General features: G+C 64.1%; 23 protein-coding genes. 14 read left to right on the top strand and 9 right to left on the bottom strand.

All coding sequences use genetic code 11. The features are described from left to right. The first annotated feature begins 14 nt into the window (after nt 1-14). From FDP28_RS05140 to FDP28_RS05155, 4 genes are read left to right on the top strand one after another with little or no spacing between them, the layout of a single operon-like run. Complete coding sequence (locus FDP28_RS05140; protein ID WP_144659550.1) at nt 15-539, top strand: universal stress protein; 525 nt, start codon at nt 15-17, stop codon at nt 537-539. Beyond that, nucleotides 526-969 carry a fluoride efflux transporter FluC gene (locus FDP28_RS05145; protein WP_144659552.1) on the top strand — a complete coding sequence of 148 codons (444 nt, stop codon included), beginning with the start codon at nt 526-528 and terminating at the stop codon, nt 967-969. Before FDP28_RS05140 ends, FDP28_RS05145 begins: the two co-directional genes overlap by 14 nt. Then, a complete protein-coding gene (crcB, locus tag FDP28_RS05150) occupies nt 966-1,337 on the top strand; it encodes a fluoride efflux transporter CrcB (RefSeq protein ID WP_144659555.1) in 372 nt (123 codons plus the stop codon). Before FDP28_RS05145 ends, crcB begins: the two co-directional genes overlap by 4 nt. A 54-nt stretch (nt 1,338-1,391) precedes the next feature. Continuing rightward, nucleotides 1,392-1,922, top strand: coding sequence for a ferritin (locus FDP28_RS05155; protein WP_144659557.1), 531 nt, complete (start codon nt 1,392-1,394; stop codon nt 1,920-1,922). 39 nt (nt 1,923-1,961) lie between these two features. Here the strand turns inward: FDP28_RS05155 and zapE are convergent, their stop codons facing one another. The 4 genes from zapE to FDP28_RS05175 are packed head-to-tail and all read right to left on the bottom strand — an operon-like array spanning nt 1,962 to nt 5,073. Continuing rightward, entirely contained in the window at nt 1,962-3,113 is a 1,152-nt protein-coding gene (zapE, locus tag FDP28_RS05160) for a cell division protein ZapE (protein WP_260842341.1), read from the bottom strand. Beyond that, the gene (gene corA / locus FDP28_RS05165; RefSeq protein WP_144659560.1) at nt 3,110-4,105 is read right to left on the bottom strand and encodes a magnesium/cobalt transporter CorA; all 996 of its coding nucleotides are present in this window, start codon (nt 4,103-4,105) and stop codon (nt 3,110-3,112) included. The genes zapE and corA overlap by 4 nt, the downstream gene beginning before the upstream one ends. 10 nt (nt 4,106-4,115) lie before the next feature. Continuing rightward, the gene (locus FDP28_RS05170; RefSeq protein WP_144659562.1) at nt 4,116-4,541 is read right to left on the bottom strand and encodes a DUF1761 domain-containing protein; all 426 of its coding nucleotides are present in this window, start codon (nt 4,539-4,541) and stop codon (nt 4,116-4,118) included. Nucleotides 4,542-4,560: 19 nt separating this feature from the next. Further along, the gene (locus FDP28_RS05175) at nt 4,561-5,073 is read right to left on the bottom strand and encodes an Lrp/AsnC family transcriptional regulator (protein ID WP_144659565.1); all 513 of its coding nucleotides are present in this window, start codon (nt 5,071-5,073) and stop codon (nt 4,561-4,563) included. Between the two features lie 172 nt (nt 5,074-5,245). Here FDP28_RS05175 and FDP28_RS05180 point away from each other — a divergent pair, with 172 nt between their 5' ends. Continuing rightward, nucleotides 5,246-6,481 carry an MFS transporter gene (locus FDP28_RS05180; protein ID WP_144659567.1) on the top strand — a complete coding sequence of 412 codons (1,236 nt, stop codon included), beginning with the start codon at nt 5,246-5,248 and terminating at the stop codon, nt 6,479-6,481. A 21-nt stretch (nt 6,482-6,502) separates the two neighbouring features. On the opposite strand, the gene FDP28_RS05185 is transcribed toward FDP28_RS05180, so the two are convergent. The 3 genes from FDP28_RS05185 to FDP28_RS05195 are packed head-to-tail and all read right to left on the bottom strand — an operon-like array spanning nt 6,503 to nt 8,957. Further along, nucleotides 6,503-7,009, bottom strand: a complete 507-nt coding sequence (locus FDP28_RS05185) for an Lrp/AsnC family transcriptional regulator (RefSeq protein WP_144659569.1) — start codon at nt 7,007-7,009, stop codon at nt 6,503-6,505. 54 nt (nt 7,010-7,063) lie between these two features. Continuing rightward, on the bottom strand, nt 7,064-7,705 hold the full coding sequence (locus tag FDP28_RS05190; protein WP_144659572.1) for a TMEM175 family protein: 642 nt from the start codon (nt 7,703-7,705) through the stop codon (nt 7,064-7,066). A gap of 31 nt (nt 7,706-7,736) precedes the next feature. After that, nucleotides 7,737-8,957: an MFS transporter gene (locus tag FDP28_RS05195; RefSeq protein ID WP_144659697.1), complete on the bottom strand. Its 1,221-nt coding sequence runs from the start codon at nt 8,955-8,957 to the stop codon at nt 7,737-7,739. A 107-nt stretch (nt 8,958-9,064) separates the two neighbouring features. On the opposite strand from FDP28_RS05195, the gene FDP28_RS05200 reads away from it, so the two are divergent. Next, nucleotides 9,065-10,039, top strand: coding sequence for a LysR family transcriptional regulator (locus tag FDP28_RS05200; protein WP_144659698.1), 975 nt, complete (start codon nt 9,065-9,067; stop codon nt 10,037-10,039). Here the strand turns inward: FDP28_RS05200 and FDP28_RS05205 are convergent. Beyond that, complete coding sequence (locus tag FDP28_RS05205) at nt 10,014-11,045, bottom strand: nitronate monooxygenase (protein WP_186313511.1); 1,032 nt, start codon at nt 11,043-11,045, stop codon at nt 10,014-10,016. The genes FDP28_RS05200 and FDP28_RS05205 overlap by 26 nt on opposite strands. A 41-nt stretch (nt 11,046-11,086) precedes the next feature. On the opposite strand from FDP28_RS05205, the gene FDP28_RS05210 reads away from it, so the two are divergent. Further along, on the top strand, nt 11,087-12,022 hold the full coding sequence (locus FDP28_RS05210; RefSeq protein ID WP_144659576.1) for an N-acetylglucosamine kinase: 936 nt from the start codon (nt 11,087-11,089) through the stop codon (nt 12,020-12,022). Between the two features lie 61 nt (nt 12,023-12,083). Here the strand turns inward: FDP28_RS05210 and FDP28_RS05215 are convergent, their stop codons facing one another. Further along, entirely contained in the window at nt 12,084-13,112 is a 1,029-nt protein-coding gene (locus FDP28_RS05215) for a pirin family protein (protein ID WP_144659578.1), read from the bottom strand. Between the two features lie 49 nt (nt 13,113-13,161). Between FDP28_RS05215 and FDP28_RS05220 the strand changes: the two genes are divergently transcribed. From FDP28_RS05220 to FDP28_RS05250, 7 genes are all read left to right on the top strand, one after another. Continuing rightward, complete coding sequence (locus FDP28_RS05220; RefSeq protein WP_144659580.1) at nt 13,162-14,958, top strand: glycoside hydrolase family 35 protein; 1,797 nt, start codon at nt 13,162-13,164, stop codon at nt 14,956-14,958. Between the two features lie 30 nt (nt 14,959-14,988). After that, nucleotides 14,989-15,450 (top strand): NUDIX hydrolase, encoded by a 462-nt coding sequence (locus FDP28_RS05225; RefSeq protein ID WP_144659583.1) that lies wholly within the window; start codon nt 14,989-14,991, stop codon nt 15,448-15,450. A gap of 199 nt (nt 15,451-15,649) precedes the next feature. Next, on the top strand, nt 15,650-16,819 hold the full coding sequence (gene rsgA / locus FDP28_RS05230) for a ribosome small subunit-dependent GTPase A (protein ID WP_144659585.1): 1,170 nt from the start codon (nt 15,650-15,652) through the stop codon (nt 16,817-16,819). Between the two features lie 155 nt (nt 16,820-16,974). Further along, nucleotides 16,975-18,069: an ABC transporter ATP-binding protein gene (locus FDP28_RS05235; protein WP_144659588.1), complete on the top strand. Its 1,095-nt coding sequence runs from the start codon at nt 16,975-16,977 to the stop codon at nt 18,067-18,069. Next, a complete protein-coding gene (locus tag FDP28_RS05240) occupies nt 18,069-18,809 on the top strand; it encodes an ABC transporter permease (RefSeq protein ID WP_144659590.1) in 741 nt (246 codons plus the stop codon). Before FDP28_RS05235 ends, FDP28_RS05240 begins: the two co-directional genes overlap by 1 nt. Next, nucleotides 18,806-19,549 carry an ABC transporter permease gene (locus FDP28_RS05245; RefSeq protein ID WP_144659592.1) on the top strand — a complete coding sequence of 248 codons (744 nt, stop codon included), beginning with the start codon at nt 18,806-18,808 and terminating at the stop codon, nt 19,547-19,549. The genes FDP28_RS05240 and FDP28_RS05245 overlap by 4 nt, the downstream gene beginning before the upstream one ends. Further along, the gene (locus tag FDP28_RS05250) at nt 19,546-20,502 is read left to right on the top strand and encodes an ABC transporter substrate-binding protein (protein WP_144659595.1); all 957 of its coding nucleotides are present in this window, start codon (nt 19,546-19,548) and stop codon (nt 20,500-20,502) included. The genes FDP28_RS05245 and FDP28_RS05250 overlap by 4 nt, the downstream gene beginning before the upstream one ends. Nucleotides 20,503-20,591 lie beyond the last annotated feature (89 nt).

The following is a 20,591-nucleotide window of genomic DNA, read 5'->3' on the forward strand; positions in this document are numbered from 1 at the left end:
CGTAGACTTGCCCTGTGACTGAGACTCCTGCCCGCCGTCGTGAGTTCTCCGATGGCATGAACGGACCTGTCCTGGTGGGCGTCATGCCTGGACAACATCCTGTGGTGGTGGAGCAGGCGGCCCGCGTAGCCCTCAGCGCGAACCTTCCCCTGGTGTTCGGCTACGTCGATGTCACCGTGTATCCGGTGGACGGTACCACCGGCGGTCCTGCGGCTCCGATTGATCCTGACGGTATGGAAGATGATGCTCCCGACGCCGTTGGCGCGTTGAAAGAAACCATCGCCGGACAACTGTCTGGAACAGGCATCAAGTGGTCAATCATTCCACTGGCGGGAGAACCGGCGAAGGCCCTTGCCCGAGAGGCGGAGGACCTCGGAGCATCCATGATCGTGGTGGGCACGCGCGAGCACAGCCTGACGGCGACACTCAAGGACTTGACGGCCGGTTCCGTAGCCCGCCATTTGCTGCACCGACAAAACCGCCCCGTGCTGGTGATACCCGTGAACCCGCGGGTCCCGGAGGACCATGACGACGACTAAGTCCAAACGTCCTGTCCACCTGCACTGGGGATTCATGGGGATCGTTGCCGCCGGAGGGGTGGTGGGGGCACTCACGCGCTATGGCCTGGGACTGGTGATTCCCGCGCCCGGATCCTGGCCCCTTCCCACTTTGGTCATCAACCTGTCCGGGGCTTTGGCCCTTGGCGCCCTTCTTGAGGGACTCGCCCGCAGAGGGCCCGACGTCGGAAGTCGCCGGGTCGTTCGGCTGGCCTTGGGTACGGGGTTCCTGGGCGCCTACACCACCTACAGCACACTCGCAGTGGACGCGGTCCACTTGCTGGGCGCCGGCGCCGTCCCTGCCGCTGCTGGTTACTTGGCCGCCAGTCTCCTGGGTGGGGCCGCAGCCACGACCACCGGAATCTGGCTCGGCGCCTGGCATCACCGGCTGAGAACAGGAACCGGAGCGTGACGGTCCTTCTTCTTGGCCTGGCCGGGGGAGTGGGCGCCGCTGCCAGGTTCCTGGTGGACGGCCTCATTCGTGCAAAGGTGAAGACTGCCCTCCCGTGGGCCACCATTGTTATCAACGTTTCGGGCTCACTGGTACTCGGTTTCCTGGCGGGGCTGATGATGCGCGGTGAAGCACCCGAGTCCTTGTACTTGGTCTTGGGCACCGGCTTCCTGGGCGGCTACACCACCTTCAGCACGGCCAGCCTGGAAACGATCCGCCTGGTTCAAAGTGGCAGGACCGGACTTGCCCTTCTCAACGGTTTAGGTTCAATGGTCGCCAGTGTCGTGGCCGCGGCGGCAGGTGTGGGCGTCAGCTTCCTCCTGCCGTAGACCGGGCTGAATTTCACCCAGCGGGGCGAAGTTGCGCGGTTGTAGGATCGAGCCATGGCTAACAAGACCTTCAATGAACTGTTGTCCGCCCAGGTTGCCAACGAGTTTGCAGCCTCCCAGCAGTACATCGCCGTGGCGGTGTACTTTGACGGTGAAGACCTGCCGCAGCTTGCCCGGCACTTCTACCGCCAATCCCTGGAGGAACGCAACCACGCCATGATGATGGTCCAGTACATGCTGGACCGTAATGTCCACGTTGAAATTCCGGGCATTGCCCCTGTGCGCAACAACTTCAGCAACGCCAAGGAACCCATCGCCCTGGCCCTGGAGCAGGAAAAGGAAGTTACCCGGAACATCGAGGAAATGTTCCGTGCTGCCCGTGCCGAAGGCGATGCCTTGGGCGAGCAGTTCATGCTGTGGTTCCTGAAGGAGCAGGTCGAAGAAGTGGCATCGATGACCACGTTGCTCAACATCACCGAGCGTGCCGAGAACCTCTTCGACATTGAAAACTACGTGGCCCGCGAAGCCGTGGGCGACGGCGGCCACGACGCCGGTGCACCCTCTGCTGCCGGCGGAGCCTTATAGGAGAACCTGACTACACGCGGTCCTGATGCCGCCGGAGGCTCAGCTTCCGGCGGCCTCTTCACGTGCCCCGTCATCCTCGGGCTGGGAACGGCCGAGCAAGGACAAACGGCTGGCGATACGGGCGAGGTCCACGGGCAGGCCGTTGCCCCCGGCTTCGATGTCCCAGTCCAGGGGCCCGCGGCCTATGAGGAACAGAGTGATGTCCTGATCGTGCAGGACATCCACCACGTTGCTGAAGCGTTGCCAGGCGGGAGCGGATGATGACGCTGCCTCCGCCGGTGAGGGGACGTCGTCGATCACCCAGGTGGTGAATGTTTCAGCCAGGACCAGATAGTCGGACGTGGAGGTCAGCCCGCCACACAACTCCTCGAATCCCACCCAAAGGACATCGGGATCGGAGTTCTTGACGACGATCGCCTGGGTGGTGGGCGTGAGCACCCGGCTTTGCGAGGCCGGCGGGGTGAACAGGCCGAGCTTTCCCAGCTGGCGGGGCGTCCCAGGTTCGATGATCTGCCCCGCCCGGAAGGAATCGAAGCCACTGGGACCGTTTGACCCGTTTGCGGGAAAGCGCCGGAAGTCTGACGAACCATCAATCTTCACAACGTCCATCATCTCCTTGATGGCCGCAATGGTGGGCAGGAAATGGTCGTGCCAGAGCGGGTTGGGCAGGAGATCATCCGGTGCGTAGTTCGAGGTGACCGCCAAAGGGATGCGGCGCTCCGCTGCGGTGCGGAGGAGACGGGCAATGAACATGCCGTCACCAACGTCGTGGACATGGAACTCGTCAAAGCAGAGCACATCAATGCCATCGAGCAACGCGTCCACCGAATGCTGGATTGCCGTTGCGCTGCCCGCACTGGACCCACGGGTTCCCGTGTGGAGCTTGCGGAAGAAGTCGTGGAAGTGGACCCGCCGTTTTCGCGCGTCCAAGTGGGCGAAGAAACTGTCCATCAACCACGTTTTGCCACGTCCCACCGGGCCGTGGAGGTAAAGGCTTCGTGGCACTTTCCGGGAGAGAGTACGACGCCGGACAGTCACCTCCGCGCCCAAGGCCGCCAGCCGTTCGGCTGCTTGCCGCTGGCTTTCTTCGAGCGCAAAGCCCGAACGTCCGGCGTCGAGGGCTATCCCTTCCAGCAGCCTCTTGGCGGTGTCCCTCGCAGCGCGCGGAGCCGGCCTCACAAGGGGCGTCACAGCCACCCTTTGCGTTTGAAGATGAGGTACATGAGCATTGCCGCACCCACCATGAGGCCAATGGCCATGGGGTAGCCGAAGGTCCAGTGAAGCTCGGGCATGTAGTCGAAGTTCATCCCGTAGACGCCGGCCACGAACGATGGAGCGAAGAGGATGGCAGCCCATGACGAGATCTTCTTGACCTGCTCGTTTTGGGCGGCGCTGGCCTCGTTTTGCCGGTTGGCGGTCAGAGTGCCATCCAGGGTCAAGGCGTTCTGGAGCAGGTCCCGGAAGGAGTTCACCCGTGAAATGACCCGTTGCACGTGGTCCTCGACATCGCGGAGGGAGCGCTGCAGTTCGATGTCCACGCCGTACTTCTCAAAGCCCTTCTCCAGCAAGGACATGATGTCCGGGAGGGGCTGGATGGCGCGCTGGAACTGGATGACTTCGCGGGCGAGTTCGTAGATCCTTCGGGACACGGCGCTGTCGCCGCTGAAGAGCTGGTCTTCGATCTCGTCGATGTCATTTTCCAGGCCCGCAACCACCGGTGCGTAGTCATCCACTACCTGGTCCAGGAGGGCGTAGAGGACCGCCTCGGGGCCGTGGCACAACAGGTCCGGCCGGGCTTCCAACCTGTGGCGGACCCGGGCCACCCCGCCGGTTTCGGCGTGGCGGATGGTCACCACGAAGTTGGAGCCGGTGAAGATGTGCAGCTCGCCGAACTCCACGGATTCGGTCTCGTCCAGGTACCTCGCAGGTCGCAGGACCGTGAACAAACTGCTGTCATAGCGTTCAATCTTCGGCCGCTGATGGGCAGAAACGGCATCCTCCACAGCAAGCCTGTGCAGGCCGAACTCCCGGGCTACCGCAGCCATCTCTTGCTGGGTGGGGCGATAGAGGCCGATCCAGGCCATGCCACCGTGTTGGGCCAAGGTCTCGAAGGTTTGCTCGAGGCTGCGCGGGGTGGCTGTGCGGACGCCGTCCACATAAACGGCGTTGTCGATAATGGTCACAACGTGAACGCTACTGCATGGCTCCGATGATGACGCCCGCAACAGTCATTGCCACGATGTCGTGGCCGGAATCGATCACCGTCACGGACGACGGACGGCCTGCGAAGCCGTTGTGGATCACATGGCCCCCGGCGCGGAAGACCACGGCGAGAATGAGGGCAAAGAAGCCGCCCGCCCAGAAGGTGTTCAGGTCCAGTGCGCTGATGAGGACGGCAAGGAGGATGCTGGTCACGGCGGCTGCGAGCATCATGGGCACCCAGATTCCCGCGCCGCCTTCGATGTTCTTGAGATCGTCCTCGGTTTTGCCGATCGCCTCCATCCACCGGCGTCCAAGAACGGCCGGCATGTACCAGATGAAGCCGATCACCATGCTTGAAATGAAGGCCAGGAGAACGGCGAGCCAGTTGATCTGGGAAATGTGTGAAAGCCAATCCATGCCTACGATCCTAGTTTCCTCAGGCCTCTGCCCCCGGGCTCTGCTCGTTTTTGCTGCGTGTTGGGGCTGCTGCCATCCGTCCGATGAGCGGTTCGGTGCGGTAAGGGATATGCGTGTGAAGGGCCAGCACTGTTTCGGTCCGGATCACCCCTTTGGTTCGCAGGACCGAGCGCAGCGCGGACTGCAGGTTGTGGGTGTCGGTGGCCACCACACGGCACCACAGGTCTCCGCGGCCGGAAATCTCGTGCACTTCGAGGACCTGGGGGATGAGGCGCAGGGCGCCAATGACGCCGTCGAGTTCGCGGTGGGTGACCTCGATCGTGACGAAAGCGACGACGTCGTACCCCACCTTTTCGAGGTCCACCTCACGTCCGGCGGCCTGCAGGACGCCGGTGCGGAGCAGGCGCTTGAGCCGGCTTTGGGCGGTATTCCGCGCGATGCCGAGTCCTTCGCTGAGTTCGGCTATCTGGATGCGGGGGTCCCTGATGAGTTCGAGGAGGATCTTCAGGTCCAGGGGGTCGAGGGTGTTCAAATGGTCACTCCGGATCACTCGGCGGCTGCCTCTTTGAGTATTTTGATCAATCTTTGCACCTTTTGACGCTTGGAAGGGTCAGTGCTCCTGCATTCTATTGCCATCAATACTTGGCCGGGCAGTACCTCCCACAAGGAATCAACTGCAAGCCACCGAGTCCGAAGGCATGGAAATGACTGTCTTGAGCGAACTCCGCATGCGCCCGGCTACCGCCGGACGCTGGGGATGGGATGCCTCCACCACCGCCAGGCTGGTCCTGGCAGGGGTTGTGATCTTTACGCTGCTGGTTGGCGCAAACCTGGCCACGCCCCTGTACCCCTTGCTGCAAGCCAGGATCGGCTTGTCATCGCTTGATGTGACCGTGGCCTTTTCCAGCTACGTCCTGGCCTTGGTGGCGGTGCTCATGCTGGCGGGCCACTGGTCGGACCACATCGGGCGCCGGGCTGCATTGGTGCTCGCAGTCCTGGTGGGGCTGGTGGGTGGGGTGATCTTCGCCAATGCCGATTCGCTGTTGTCGTTGTCCGCGGGCAGGGCCCTTCAAGGGGTCGCGGTGGGACTCGCTACCGGAGCCAGTTCGGCAGCCCTTCGGGAATTGCTGCCCCAACGCCCCGACTGGGCTTCCCGTTTCACCCTGCTTTCCTCTGCTGGCGGCGTGGCGGCAGGTCCGGCCATCGGAGGGCTTCTGTCGCTCTTTCCGGAGCCCACCCGTACGCCCTACTACCTGCATTCGGCAGTGCTGTTGGCGGCACTTGTTCCACTGTGGCTGCTCAAGGCCAGGCCCGCGATCGCCCCTGCGGACGGTCCCCGGGCCCACAGGGTCCTGGCTCCGCGGAAACCGTCCATCTCCCGTAACGCCAGGGGTGCTTTCTGGATGGCGGCTGCCACCGGATTCCTGAGCTTCGCGGTCTTCGGGTTCTGTTTGTCACTGGCACCGGGCTACTTCGCCACGGTGGTCCACGCGGACTCCCGGCCGCTGATCGGCCTGTTGGCCGGAGTCACCCTGGGCGCTTCAGCGTTCAGCCAATTGCTGGGCGTCCGCGGGCGTTTTGCGGTGCCCGTGGCTCTGGCAGTGCTGGGCGTCTCCGTGGTCATGGTGGGTGCTGCAGCTGCGTGGTCCAGTCCTTGGCTGCTGGTCGCGGCGAGCATCACGGCAGGAATGGGCCAAGGCATAGCTTTCAGGCAGGTCTTCAATGAGGTCGCCGGAAAAGTGGAGGCTGCCCGTCATGCGCAGGTGATCAGCACGGTGTACGTCATTACGTACCTGGGCAGCGCCGTTCCGGTGATTGGGCTGGGAGTGGCTGTCACGGCGTGGGGCCTGCAGGCCGCCGTCGTGGGTTTCACCGTCCTCTGCGGTGCGGCGGCGCTGGCACTGGCCGTTGTGTCGCTGAAGAATGCCCTGCGGGACTGACGCGCAGGGTCCCTCTGCAGTTTACTCGGGCAGCGGTCCCCGGTTGCCGGGAATGTGTTGGAACACCATGGTGGTTTCGGTGTGGCCGACCACGGGGTCGGTGGCGAGGTTGTCCAGGAGCCAGTTGCGGAGGTCGTCCGTATTGGCGACGGCGATGTGCAGCAGGTAGTCGACGGAGCCAGTGGTGTGGAACGTCGAGATGACGGCCGGAAGCTTGGGCACCCGGGCGGTGAAGCGGTCGATCTGGTCGCGGTCGTGGGCGCGAAGACGTACGGCGATCAACGCCTGAACTGAACGTCCAATGGCCGGCAGGCTCAGGACCGCTTCGAAGCCTTCAATGATGCCGCGCTCGGACAGGGCGCGTGTGCGCATCAGGGCCGTGGAGGGGGCGATGCCCACCAGTTCGGCCAACTGCTTGTTGGAAATGCGGGCGTCCTCCACCAAGGCTGCGAGGATCCGCTCATCGATGGCGTCCAACGGCTCTGCGCTGCCCGTGCTTGACCGAACATTCTTCGTGGGGGTGCTCACGGATCCTCCTGAAATTGCCTTTCACCTATCCTAATCGGTGAATTCTTCAGGTGCCTATCGTTTTGCGGGCTTGCTGGGTTCCCTGCGCCGGTCCAGTCGCTGGAGCGGCTCGCTGAGCAACATCAGCAGCAGTGGGAAGTTGCCCGCTGACGGAAGAACAAGGGCCACAAGCAACGCAGCGAGGAAAAGGGCGGCCACAACCGTCCCGGCCCGGATTCCGGAGCGCATCTCACCCGGGTTCATGGTGTGGAGCGCGGGATGTGCCCTGAGATAGATACGTGCCAGGAGGAGCATCAAACTGGTTGCGAACAACGTTCCGATGTACACCAGCGGCTGGGCCCAGTCGGCATCCATTTGCGTGGAGAGCGACGTTGCCACAGGCATCACCACGATGAAGAACATCCAGCCGACGGTCAGCCACAGCAACCCCGAATCCACCTGTCGCACCTGACGGAACAGTCGGTGATGGTGCGTCCAGAACACGGCAATCAGGATGAAGCTGAGGGCAAAACCCAGGAGGGCGTACTGCTCCTCCACAAGCCATTGGGCCGTGGTTCCGTCATGGTCCGCCAACTCCCCAACGCTCTCCATGAGGGGCAGGATCAGCAGGGTCAAGGCAATCGCCACCACGGCATCGGTAAACGCCTGCAAACGTTCCGGCGACGACAGGTCCCGTGAGCTCGCGAGCTGTGTCATGCCTCGATTGTAGGACCAGACCGGGCGGGAATCAGGGGGACGGACGCGGGGTGCGGTGAACCACCAAGGTGACTGCCGCCGTCGTGCATGAGAGGACGATGACGCCGAGCACCAAAGCAGTCCAGCCGAACCCTTGGAAGGCAAGGCCGCCGGCCCAGCCGATAACACTGGAGCCAAGGTAGTAGGACAGGTTGTACAGCGATGCCGCCTGTGCCCGGCCGGTGGTGGCGATGGCACCCGTCCAGCCGGAACCTACGCTGTGGGCGGCAAAGAAGCCACCCGTGAAGATGACCAGCCCGACCAATATGGCAACGAGGTTTTCCAGCAGGGTCAGGGCCAGTCCCGCCGACGAAATCACAATGCCCGCCACCAGAACGTTCCGCCGTCCAAACCTGGTGGTGAGACCTGCCGCCCATCGGGAGCTCACGGTGCCTGAAAGGTAGGCCAGGAAAATGAGGCTGACCACCGCGGCGGGAAGGGCGAAGGGCTCCGCGTGCAACCGGAAGCCTAGATAGTTGTAGACCGCCACGAAGCCACCCATGAGCAGGAACGCCTGCAGGTAGAGCGAGACGAGTTTCGGATTGCCGGCATGGCCGCCCAAGGTGCGGATGGCGCCACGGAATCCAGTGGCCGGAGAGGGCGTAAAGCGCCGTTGCTTGGGAACAAGCACCAGGAACAGGACAGCGGATATGGCGGCGAGCAGGGAGACGGCGAGGGCCGCTGTCCGCCAGCCCCAGACTTCTCCCACAGGGCCGGCTACCAAGCGACCCGCCAGACCACCGAGTGTTGTACCCGCAACGTAGCTTCCTGCCGCCAACGCGGTGTGGATTTTGGTGACTTCTTCATTGAGGTAGGCAATGGCGATGGCGGGAATGCCGCCCAGGGCCATGCCCTCAAGCGCGCGGAGCCCCAAGAGGACGGGAACCGTTGGAGCCAGTGGAACCAGCAATCCCAGCAGGGTTGCGGCGGCAATGCCGATCGCCATGGCCCGGACCCTGCCGATCCTGTCGGCAACGAAGGACCAAGGCAGCACCGTGACGGCGAGTCCTACCGTGGCGAGCGAGATGCTGAGCGCCGCCTCCGCTGCGGTGATGTGCAGATCCGCGGCCATGAGGGGCAGAACGGCCTGCGTGGAGTAAAGCTGCGCGAAGGTTGCGACGCCGGCAAGCGCCAGGGCCGCCAGCACGCGGCCATAGCCGCGCGAACCTTTGGCGTGGCCCTGCCAACTGTCGGTTTCCGGCTCGACGGTCATGTTGTTCACCGGCCAACAGTAAGACGCCGGCAACTACCCATTCCAATGCATGGATTACATAAAATTGATGCAGCATTGCATAAGTGCAGCTCATCGGGAGGGAAATCGTGGAACCGAATCACCAGCAACTCGTCCAACTGCTCCCTCTGCTGCCCGTACTGGCCGAGCTGGGCCGCACGGAGCACATGACCGAAACCGCGGAGATACTCGGGGTCCCGCAATCCACGGTCAGCAGGGCAGTAGCCCGGGCCAGCGCCGTCGTGGGCATGGACCTTTTGGTCCGTGACGGGCGAGGCATCCGGCTCACCGCCGCTGCCAAGGCGTTGCTTCCTTACATCGACGCAGCCCTGGAGGACTTCCAAGCCGGGCTGGACCGCGTACGCCACGAATCCGATGTTGTTCGGGGTCGGATCGGTGTGTCGTTCCAGCACACGTTCGGCGAAGCAACTCTTCCTCTGCTGATCAGCGCCTTCCGCGGACGGCATCCCCACGCAGCCTTCGAGCTGTGGCAGGGGCCTCGCGACGATTGCCTGCAGCAGTTGGCAAGCGGGGAGATGGACTTCGCGCTCACGGCCCCAATAGCGCCGGAAGGGCGGGGGATCCGCTCCCACCCCCTGTACCGCGAGCCTCTCCGGGCGGTACTGCATTACCGGCACCCCCTGGCCGCCCGGTCCAGCGTGCACCTTTCAGAGCTGCGGCATGATCCCTATGTGACGCTCCCGTCAGGGGTCGGGCTGCGGGCGTTGGGGGAGGCGCTGCTTCGGGAAGCCGGCTTCCGGCCTCGCATTGCCTTCGAGGTCCAGGAGTCCACGTCGGCCCGCGGACTGGTCTCCGCCGGCTTGGGTTTCAGCATCCTGCCTCCCGCCGGGCCGGGTTCAGGGACGGGCCAGTTCCTGCCCGAGGCCGAACTTGGGCTCGTCGAGGTGCCCATCGAATCGGACCTGGCATTCCGCCAGATCGGTATTGCCTGGCGGGAGCGGAATTTTGAGCCCGAAGCCGTCCGTTTGTTCCGGGAATTGGTGGTGACCGACGGCGGGGATCTGCTGGCCGAACTCGTCAGAGCCCGCTCAGGAACTCCCTGACCACGTCCCGCGCCGATCCCGTCCGTGCCTGCCGCCAGCCCGTTCCGGCCCACAGGTTGAGGCGGTGTGGGTCGCCTGCCGCCGATGCTGCAGCGCGGATCGGGGCCGTGAGGTGGTGGATGGCGGGGTAGCCTTCGGGTGCGTCCTGATGGTTGCGCACGAAGTCATTGACCAAGGAGCGTGCCGCACGCCCGGTGAAGGCGCGGGTGATGGCGGTGCTGGTGAACGCCGGGTCTCCCAGGGCGTCCTTGTGGGTCTGCCGCGCACCACTTTCTTCGGTGCGGAGCAGTGCCGTACCGATCTGGGCGGCTACTGCTCCTGCAGCCAAGACGCCGCGCAGCGCGGTGCCGTCCACCACCGCGCCGGCTGCTACCAGCGGAAGGCCGACGGCGGAACGCACGTGGGTGACCAGCTCCGCCGTCGTAATGGCCGTCGGTCCCGGGCTGTCCGGCAGGAAGGCCGTGCTGTGTGCCCCCGCGGATTCGTGCTGGACGACCAGTGCGTCAGGCCCTTCTTCGGCCGCCGCCTGGGCCTCCTCAACGCTGGTGACACTGGTGATGACCATGGTTCCGGCTTTCTGCAGGGACGCGACTACCGCGGATCCGGGGAGGCCGAAGGCGAAACTGACCACTTCCACGGGATCATTGACGAGGGCCTCGATTTTTTGCTGCCAGGCGTCGTCGTCATCCAGTCTGAGGGGAGGCAGGGAAACGCCGTAGCGGGCAGCTTCCGGCTCCAGTTCGGCCCGGTATGCCTCCAACCGGGACCGGGCTTCGGGCCCTGGTGAGAGGGCATCGCGGTCCGGAACAAAGACGTTCATGCCGAACCTGACCCCCAGTGCCCTGGCAACGGAAATTTCCGCCGTCATGGCCTCGGGACTCTTGTAGCCGGCAGCCAGGAAGCCCAAACCGCCCGCCTCATGCACCGCCTGGACCAATGACGGCGTTGATGTCCCACCCGCCATGGGGGCCGCAATAAATGGGGTGCCAAACAGGGATTCAGGCATGGTCGGTTCCTCCTCCGGACGCTCCAAGCTAGTCTTTCACGGTGAACAATCGTGACTCCGCCCAGCATTCCCCTGCCTCCGCCCCGGCCGCGAGCGGCACCGTCATTGGGCTCGACATCGGCGGGACCAAGACGCGCGGCGTGAGGTTCCACGACGGCGAGCCCGTACGGGACGAAACGGCCGGCAGCTCCAACGTCCAGAATGTCACCAAGGAGCAGGCAGCGGCCAACCTGGCTGAGCTGTTCGGGAAAATCGGCGGCGGAGTCATCGACCAGGTGTACGCCGGTGCCGGCGGCATTGATACCGAGCAGGACGCCCAGGCGCTCGCCGACCTGATCGCACCCCATGCGCCGGGCGCGCGAATCACGGTAGTGCACGATTCCCGGCTGCTGCTCGCCGCCGGGGGAGCGAGCACAGGCGTGGCCGTCATCGCCGGTACGGGTTCGGCAGCGTGGGGAAAGAACGACGCCGGCGAGGAGGCCCGGGCGGGTGGCTGGGGCTACCTCCTGGGTGATGAAGGAAGTGGTTATTGGCTGGGGAGGGAAGCCGTGCGCCATAGTTTGCGGCGGATGAACCAGGGCCTGGAACCCGACCGGCTGAGCCGTGCACTGTTGGACTCGTGTGGTGTCGATGAGCCGGGCAAGCTCATCGCACTCTTCCATTCACCCGACACCGGCCGCCGCTACTGGGCCCAGCAGGCCCGGCTGGTGGTTGAGGCAGCCGATGCCGGCGACCAGGTCAGCCAGGCTTTGGTGGTGCAGGCCGGCCGTGACCTGGCCGAACTTGCCGGCCAGGCCGTCCGCCAGCTGGGTTTGAAGGGTCCCGTGATCCTGGGAAGCGGATTGGGCATGAACGTTCCCCGACTGCAGGACGCGTTCAAGGCTGCCCTGGCCGAGGACGGCATCGTGGATGTCCGAATCCTCCAGCAGGACCCCGTGTTCGGCGTCCCCCGACTGGTGGCTGAGCAAACCCCCTGATCGAGATTTTGTACACCTAATGCCCTTAAGAAGCCCTCTTAGGCGCGTTAGCTACAAAAACTCAGCCGCGGGTGCGGGGACGAAGCTTGACGCCCGGCAGCGGGGGAGCCGGGATGCGTCCGGCTTCCGGGCCGGCGTCGGGTCCGTGTCCGTGGACGAAACCAAAGCGTGAGCGTGCGGCAGCGTCGTCGTCGAGCAGTCCTTCCGCTTCCCATTCTTCGCGGGCCTGTTCCACTTCCTCATGGGTCCGGCCCACAAAGTTCCACCACATGAGGAGATCTTCGCCGAAGGGCTCACCGCCGAGCAGCATGAACCGTGTATCGGGCCGGGCTTCCACGGCGAGGCTTGTCCGTTCCGCGCCGAGGTAGGCCAGCGGCCCGGCCTCAACGTCCTGGCCGTCAATAACGACGTGGCCATCCAGAACCAGCACAGCGTGCTCGAAGTCCGGCCGCAATGGAAGCTCCAAACGGCCCGAACCCACGATGTCGGCACCCACGATCGGGCTGAACATGGTGGCAGGGGAGCGTTGGCCGGCAAACTCTCCCACCATGACCGTGGCGGTGAAGCCTTCACCAACAGCCACGGGCAAGTCCCTGATCTGCTCGAACGACGGCGCACGGTGGCGGTGCTCATCCGGAAGGGCAACCCAGAGCTGGAGTCCGCGCGACACCGGCAGTTCGCCCACCAGCGGGCTTGACCCATCTGCGGCAGTGGGAAGAACGGAGAATTCCGAGTGGGAGATACCGTTGCCCGCAGTCATGATGTTCAGCTCGCCGGGCCGCACCACAACATCGCTGCCCACGCTGTCACGGTGCCGGACCGCGCCTTCCATCGGCCAGGTGACTGTTTGCAGCCCGCAGTGCGGGTGTGGGAGGACGCTCATCGCCACCCGGTCCGGCCCGAAGCTGTCCAGGAAACACCACGCTCCGACGGTGGGGAGGCCGCGCTGCGGCAGCGTCCTCATCACGTTCATGGCACGCACGCCGCCCAACGGAACTTCGCGCTCAGGCCACAGCTGGACACAAGGACCTTGGCCTTCCGGGGCCGCGGGGCAGACTTCCTGTGCGGGGGAAGTATCAAGATTGGTCATGTGTCATCACCTGTGCATAAATGTTGGAAATTGAGCTAATCTGTTCCGTGTGAACAACGCCCTTTTGAGCTACCACGACGCCGTCCTTTACCGTTCGGGTGAACCGTATCGCATCCTCGCTGGAGCCATCCACTACTTCCGCGTCCACCCCGATCTGTGGCGGGACAGGTTGCGTCGGCTCAAGGCCATGGGGGCCAATACCGTTGACACCTACGTTGCCTGGAACTTCCACCAGCACAAGCGCGATGAAGCGCCGGACTTCGCCGGCTGGCGGGACGTGGGACACTTCATCGACCTCGCGGCAGAGGAAGGACTGGAGGTCATCGTTCGCCCCGGGCCGTACATTTGCGCCGAGTGGGACAACGGGGGTTTCCCCTCGTGGCTGACTGGTATTCCGGGCATTGGACTGCGCTGCATGGACCCTGTTTTCACGTCCGCCATCGAGGACTGGTTCGACCACCTGCTGCCCATCATCGCTTCACGGCAGGCCTCCGCCGGTGGGCCCGTGGTGGCCGTGCAGATCGAGAACGAATACGGCAGCTACGGAGATGACCACGAATACATCCGCTGGAACCGGCGGTCACTGGAAGAGCGCGGTATCACCGAGCTGCTGTTCACGGCCGACGGCGGCACGGACTACTTCCTCGACGGCGGTTCAGTGGAAGGCACTTGGGCGACGGCGACGCTGGGAAGCCGCGGCGACGAAGCGGTGGGGACATGGAAACGACGCCGGCCGGACGAGCCGTTCTTCAACGTCGAGTTCTGGGGTGGCTGGTTCGACCATTGGGGCGAACTCCACCATCGCCGCGATGCCGCGGATGCGGCTAGGGAAGCCCGCAAGATGCTGGACCTTGGCGGCTCGGTCTGTGTGTACATGGCGCACGGCGGAACCAACTTCGGCCTCGGATCCGGCAGCAACCATGATGGCAGCCAACTTCAGCCAACGGTCACCAGTTACGACTCCGATGCTCCCATTGCTGAGAACGGTGCCCTGACGCCGAAGTTCCATGCGTTCCGGGAGGAGTTTCTCCGGGCACAGGGCATCGAAGACACCCCAGAGCTCCCGGTCGAATTGCTGGCGGCCCCTGCCGTTGTTCCGGCACAGTCGCTGCCGCTGAGCGCTGGCCCGGAGCTGCTGGAGCTTGTCCGCAGAGCCGGCAAGCCCGTCAGCAGTGTCAAGCCCCTCAGTTTCGAACAATTGGGCCTCGACGCGGGTATGGTCCTCTACTCGGCCGACGCCATCCTGCCCGGCCGCGCTGATGCTCCGACTGAAAGCCGGGTCAAGGTTGCCGGTCTGAATGACCGTGCATACCTCTGGGTGGACGGCGAATTTGCAGGGGTGCTCGATGACGTCACAGGAGCCGAGGGATTGCCGGTCACAGGCACAGGAGTTCCGGGCAAGCTCGAGATTCTGGTGGAAAACCTTGGCCGGATCAACTACGGGCCCTTGACCGGGCACGGCAAGGGGATCCTGGGCGGCGTCCTCATCAACCAGCGCTACACCTTCCACTGGACACAGACTCCGGTGGCCCTGACCGAATGGGCGGCCGAAGAGCTGGAAGAGCTTGCCGGGGCCGATTTTGAGCTGGGCGAGCCGGCCGATACGTACATTGCCCTGCCCGACTCCGGGAAAGGCTTCGTGTGGCTCAATGGCTTCCTGCTGGGACGGTACTGGGACAAGGGCCCGCAGGTGACGCTCTACGCGCCGGCACCGTTGTTGAAAGCCGGCCGCAACCACATCAAGGTGCTGGAGCTGCTCAAGCCCGGTACCGTCGTCGAGCTCCGTGAAGAACCGGACCTGGGTCCGGAAGAGGCCGGGCCCATTGCAGCTGCCGAACTGCCGTAGGGATCACTGCAAGGGAATTATGCTGGCACGATGAGTCCCCAGTTCGATACCCGTCCCGCTGCCTACGCCGTCATCGTCAAGGAAGGGCGGATCCTGCTGGCCTACTGGAAACAGGACGACAAGGAAGGCTGGACACTTCCCGGCGGCGGCCTGGACTTCGGCGAACATCCCGTGGATGGGTGCAAACGGGAGGTCATGGAAGAAACCGGCTATGAGGCCAGGGTCGATGGGATGTTGGGCATCGACGTCGGACACTGGCGGGGAGAGAAGCGGCCGGATGGGTCCGTGCGTGACTTCCAGGCCCTTCGTATCGTGTACGAGGCCACTGTGGTGGGCGGTGAACTGACATACGAAGTGGACGGAACCACCACGCATGCTGCGTGGATTCCCTTGCCGGACGTCGACAAGCTCAACCGCGTGTCCTTGGTTGACACGGCATTGCGCCTTCACCGTGAGCGGCCGGCAGACGGAAAGCCGAGCGCCCAGGGGTAGCCAAGCTGCCGACGGTTGGCTAGGCTGGGCATCGTTGCCGGCGGATCTTGCCGGCCTGGATGCCTAAGGGGGTGGATTCTGATGATTGCCGAAACCTCGCGCGCCCCGCACACGGCGGCGCACCGTCATCACACCACCCACCCTGTCCCGGCATCCGCCTGCCAGTAGCAGGCAACCGGGCCTCAGCAGAGGCATCCCATTGAATATTTACGCTTCATCAAACGACCCTTCATCCAGCACCACCACGCAACTTCGCGGACCTGTGGAGTATGGTTTCACCGACAAAACAGCAGAACTCTTCGTCGCCAACAGGCCCCCCGGCAACCAGGACAACGCGACACCAGGCAGGGTGGTCCGACTGGACCGCAACCGGGTGCTGGTGGCTTGCGCCGATGGACTGCTCCATCTGCCCTACCCTGCCCAAGGACTGGTTCCGGCGACGGGTGACTGGGCATGGATCGGCCACAACGGCGCCGGCGAACCCGCCGTCGTCGACGTCCTGCCCCGCTATTCGGCCCTGAGCCGCAAGCGCGCCTTCGAAGCCTCGTCCGAGGAGCAGATCCTTGGCAGCAACATCGATATCGTGGCGGTCGTAGTTCCGGTGGACCGCCCCCTGACCCACAACCGGCTGGAACGGACCCTCGTGGCTGCGTGGGATTCGGGGGCTGCTCCGTTGGTGGTCATCACCAAAGCCGACCTGGCCTTCGTGGCTGATGACGTTGTGGGGGAAGTGATCAAGCAAGCCGCCGGCGTGGAGGTGGTCACCACCTCGGCCGAACACGGCGATGGGCTCGACGAACTCATGCGACACGTTCCCGACGGCGCCACGCTGGTATTTCTCGGTCCGTCCGGAGCCGGCAAATCGACACTCATCAACGCGCTCGCAGGCCACGACGTCCAGCAGACCGGCGCCGTTCGTGCAGGAGACGGCAAAGGCAAGCACACCACCACGTCAAGGGAGTTGGTGCCCCTTCCCGGTGGCGCCGTGCTGATGGACACCCCCGGTGTCCGCGGATTCGGGCTCTTCGATGCGGAGGACGGGATGGAAGAGATGTTCGGCGACCTCGAGGAACTCTTCGCCCAATGCCGTTTCGCCGACTGTGCCCACCAGGCGGAACCGGGGTGCGCTGTGCAACAGGCGCTCGCCGATCAGACCCTGGAACCCCGGCGCTGGGCCAGCTACCTCAAGCTGCAACGCGAATTGGCTGCGCTCAACCGGAAGCACGATGCCGCTGCCCGCCGTGCCTACCAGCGCGAGTGGCACCAGAAGGTGATGTCGGCGGACAGGGGACAACGCGCCGTCGAACGTTACAAACATGACCAGGCCACAGAGCGGTCGGGCAGGGGAGGGAAGCGCCGGAAACGATGAAACATTGCCGATTGATTACGGAATTCGTGCCGCCGCTGACATCGCCGGTGGTGCTGGCTACTCTGGGTGAAGATTGCTTTGCAGCCAAGTAATAAGAGTGCATATGATCATCAGGCTCTACCGATGTTCTCGACCACAGATAGGTAAGCCCGGGTATGGCCGAAGCCATGATTGAGTTCCAGAGCGTGACCAAGCAATACCAGGGCGGGCAACCTGCGGTGGACGCTCTCACCATGTCCATCGACAAGGGCGCCATCACCGTGTTCGTGGGGCCCTCAGGCTGCGGCAAAACCACCTCCCTGCGCATGATCAACCGCATGGTTGAACCCACCAGCGGAACCATCACCGTGGCCGGCGACGACGTGTCCCAAGTTCCGGCGGCCAAGCTCCGCCGATCCATGGGCTACGTCATGCAGTCATCGGGCCTCTTGCCGCACCGCTCCGTGCAGGACAACATCGCCACCGTCCCGCGCCTTAACGGCGTGCCCAAGGCGGCCGCGCGCAAGCGTGCGGCCGAACTGCTCGACGTCGTCGGGCTGGCCTCTGTTCTCGGCAAGCGGTACCCGAGCCAACTCTCGGGTGGTCAGCAGCAGCGTGTCGGGGTTGCCCGCGCGCTCGCTGCCGACCCGCCTGTCCTGTTGATGGACGAGCCGTTCAGTGCCGTGGATCCCGTGGTGCGCGATGAACTGCAGCAGGAGTTGCTGCGCCTGCAACGCGAACTTGCCAAGACCATCGTCTTCGTCACGCACGACATCGACGAAGCGACTGTCCTGGGCGACAAAGTGGCCGTGTTTGCCGTGGGCGGGAAGCTGGCCCAATATGCCGCCCCGGAGGAAATCCTCAGGGCGCCGGCGAACGACTTCGTCGCCTCCTTCGTGGGGCGCGATCGCGGCTTCCGTCACCTCGCTTTCAACGCAGCAGATGCCGTGACCCTGCACCCGGTGACCATGGTCAATCACAGCGATGGCCACAGCGCCGGGCGTCGCTCGGGGGAGTGGGCCTTGGTAGTGGACGATGAGTCGCGCCCCCTTGGATGGTCCTCACCCCGCGACGGCGCCGGGCTGATCCCGGGTGGTTCGCTCTTCCGCAAGGGGGATACGCTGCGCCGCGCCCTGGACGCGGCGTTGTCCTCGCCGTCGGGCCTTGGGGTGGCAGTGGACGACGACGGCCGGGTCGCCGGAGTTTTGAAGGCGCCGGAAGTCCTTGCCTTGATCGAGGAAGTGCGGCACCACAGGGAGGACGCCACCTGATGGAGTGGTTCCTTGCCAACATTGGAATGGTCCTGGGACTGGCGGGCCAGCACCTTGTGCTCGCGGTCATTCCCATGGTTCTGGGACTGGTGATCTCTGTTCCCCTGGCGCAGCTTGCCCGACGGAACAGCACGCTCCGCTCGGTGGTGGCTACGGCGTCGTCGCTGCTCTACACCATTCCCTCGCTGGCACTGTTCATCATTCTTCCCACCATTCTGGGCACGCGGATTCTGGATCCCTTGAATGTGGTGGTGGCGCTGACCATCTACGCCGTTGCCTTGCTGGTCCGGGCGGCGATGGATGCTTTCGACTCCGTGGACGATGACCTCCGTAACGCTGCCGTGGCCATGGGCTTCAAACCGGCGGCCCGGTTCTTCCAGGTGGACCTGCCATTGTCCTTGCCGGTGATGTTCGCGGGCCTCCGCGTAGTGTCCGTCAGCAATATTTCCCTGGTCAGTGTCGCGGCATTGCTGGGGGTGGGCAACCTGGGCGTTCTCTTCACCGACGGACTGCAGCGGACTTTCATCACCGAAGTGGTGGTGGGGATCCTCGCCATCCTGGTTTTGGCATTGCTCATGGATGCTGTCCTTGTTGTGCTGGAGCGGCTCCTGACGCCATGGACCCGTGCGGCGGGCGGTAAACCTTCCGGGCCCGATGCCACCACCTTGGCCACTGAGCCCAAGACCGGACCCGCCGTGCCACAGGCAGGCCTGCGCCCCGATCCTGGAGTGTCGGCATGAACATCTTTGCCGAAACCCTCGCGTGGCTCGCCGACCCCAAGCACTGGACCGGAAGCGGTGGCATTCCCACCCGCTTGCTTGAACATTTGCAGTACAGCGGCCTGGTGCTGCTCATCGCCGCCGTGATCGCCATTCCCGTGGGGCTCTTTATTGGTCACACCGGGCGGGGGCGAGTGGTGGCAGTGGCTGTGGCCGGCGCACTCCGAGCCCTGCCCACCCTCGGCTTGCTGGTCCTTTTCGCGTTGCTGGCAGGCAGCGGCCTGATGCCTCCGGTTTGGGCCTTGGTAATCCTTACAGTCCCGCCGCTTCTGGCCGGTACCTACGCCGGCATTTCCAGTGTTGATGCCAACGTGGTTGATGCTGCCAGGGCCGTGGGCATGACCGAGCTGCAGATCCTCTTCCGGGTGGAACTGCCCAACGGCCTGCAAGTGATGTTCGGTGGCATCCGCACTGCCGTGCTGCAGGTCATCGCCACTGTTTCCGTGGTGGCGTACCTGCCGCTCGGAGGGCTGGGCCGTTATCTCTTTGACGGCCTCGTCCTGCAGGATTTTCCCCGGATGCTCGGTGGGTCCTTGCTCATCGCCGGCCTTGCCATTGCCGTGGACCTGATCCTCGCTGCGGTGCAACGGCTGGTCCTTTCACCAGGTCTTACCCTCGACTCAAAAGGCGGCCATAAGGCAGCCGAAGATCTCACAGCCGCGGCTCCAGCCGGGGCTGCCGTTCAAGGAGGTACACCATGAAGAACCCCGTCCCCATGACCCTTACACGCCGTGGCCTTGGCGGCCTCGCAGCTGGTGTGGGTGTGGCCCTCGCCTTGAGCGCGTGCGGCGGCAGCCCCCTGGCCAATCCCTCCTCCGCGGCGCCCAGCGGCTCCTCTGGTGGCGGTTCCCTGGTGGTTGGCTCTGCCGATTTCCCCGAGAGCCAGGTCATCGCCGAAATCTACGTTGGTGCACTCAACGCAGCAGGACTCACCGCAACGTCCAAGCCGAACATCGGTTCGCGTGAGATCTACTTCAAGGCTGTCCAGGACGGCTCGATCGACCTCGTTCCGGACTACTCCGGCAACCTCCTTTCCTACGTGGACACTGAGGCCGCCGAAGTTTCGGCCGATGACGTGTACAAGGCCCTGCCCGGCAAGCTGCCTGAAGGGCTGGGTGTCCTGGACGCCTCCAAGGCCGAGGACAAGGACGCCATGGTGGTCACCAAGGCCACGGCCGAGAAGTACCAGTTGAAGTCCATTGAGGACCTGGCCAAGGTCTGCAAGGACTTCACCATGGCGGCTCCGGCCACCTTCGAGACCCGCTCGTACGGCTTCCCGGGCCTGAAGAAGAACTACAACTGCGAGCTCAAGGGCCTGCAGCCGTTCAGCGACGGCGGTGGCAACCTGACGCTGCAGGCGTTGCTGGAGGACAAGGTCCAGGTGGCTGACATCTACACCACCACGCCGTCGATCGTCGACAACGACCTCGTAGTCCTTGAGGACCCCAAGAACAACTTCAAGGCCCAGCAGGTCCTGCCGCTCTACAACAAGTCCAAGATGACGGACAAGGCCAAGGACGCGCTCAACAACGTGTCCAAGATCCTCACCACTGAAGACCTCATCAACTTGAACAGGGCCGTCAGCGGAGACCAGAAGCAGTCGCCCAAGGACGCCGCAGCCGCCTGGCTGAAGGACAAGGGCATCGTCAAGTAGCCCCACAACAAAACCGCGTACGACGGCGGTGACGGACCCGCGCGGGACTGTCACCGCCGTCGTCGTATATGTGAGTCAAGTCTCAACTG

Source organism: Paenarthrobacter nicotinovorans, from assembly GCF_007670255.1.
GTDB lineage: Bacteria > Actinomycetota > Actinomycetes > Actinomycetales > Micrococcaceae > Arthrobacter > Arthrobacter nicotinovorans_B.

Bases quoted from the DNA above. Each gene is read 5' to 3' on its own strand.
- FDP28_RS05145 (WP_144659552.1), top strand. From the start codon at position 526: ATGACGACGACTAAGTCCAAACGTCCTGTCCACCTGCACTGGGGATTC.
- FDP28_RS05155 (WP_144659557.1), top strand. From the start codon at position 1,392: ATGGCTAACAAGACCTTCAATGAACTGTTGTCCGCCCAGGTTGCCAAC.
- FDP28_RS05170 (WP_144659562.1), bottom strand. From the start codon at position 4,541: ATGGATTGGCTTTCACACATTTCCCAGATCAACTGGCTCGCCGTTCTC.
- FDP28_RS05180 (WP_144659567.1), top strand. From the start codon at position 5,246: ATGACTGTCTTGAGCGAACTCCGCATGCGCCCGGCTACCGCCGGACGC.
- FDP28_RS05190 (WP_144659572.1), bottom strand. From the start codon at position 7,705: ATGACACAGCTCGCGAGCTCACGGGACCTGTCGTCGCCGGAACGTTTG.
- FDP28_RS05195 (WP_144659697.1), bottom strand. From the start codon at position 8,957: ATGACCGTCGAGCCGGAAACCGACAGTTGGCAGGGCCACGCCAAAGGT.
- FDP28_RS05205 (WP_186313511.1), bottom strand. From the start codon at position 11,045: ATGCCTGAATCCCTGTTTGGCACCCCATTTATTGCGGCCCCCATGGCG.
- FDP28_RS05215 (WP_144659578.1), bottom strand. From the start codon at position 13,112: ATGACCAATCTTGATACTTCCCCCGCACAGGAAGTCTGCCCCGCGGCC.
- FDP28_RS05225 (WP_144659583.1), top strand. From the start codon at position 14,989: ATGAGTCCCCAGTTCGATACCCGTCCCGCTGCCTACGCCGTCATCGTC.
- FDP28_RS05235 (WP_144659588.1), top strand. From the start codon at position 16,975: ATGGCCGAAGCCATGATTGAGTTCCAGAGCGTGACCAAGCAATACCAG.
- FDP28_RS05240 (WP_144659590.1), top strand. From the start codon at position 18,069: ATGGAGTGGTTCCTTGCCAACATTGGAATGGTCCTGGGACTGGCGGGC.
- FDP28_RS05245 (WP_144659592.1), top strand. From the start codon at position 18,806: ATGAACATCTTTGCCGAAACCCTCGCGTGGCTCGCCGACCCCAAGCAC.
- FDP28_RS05250 (WP_144659595.1), top strand. From the start codon at position 19,546: ATGAAGAACCCCGTCCCCATGACCCTTACACGCCGTGGCCTTGGCGGC.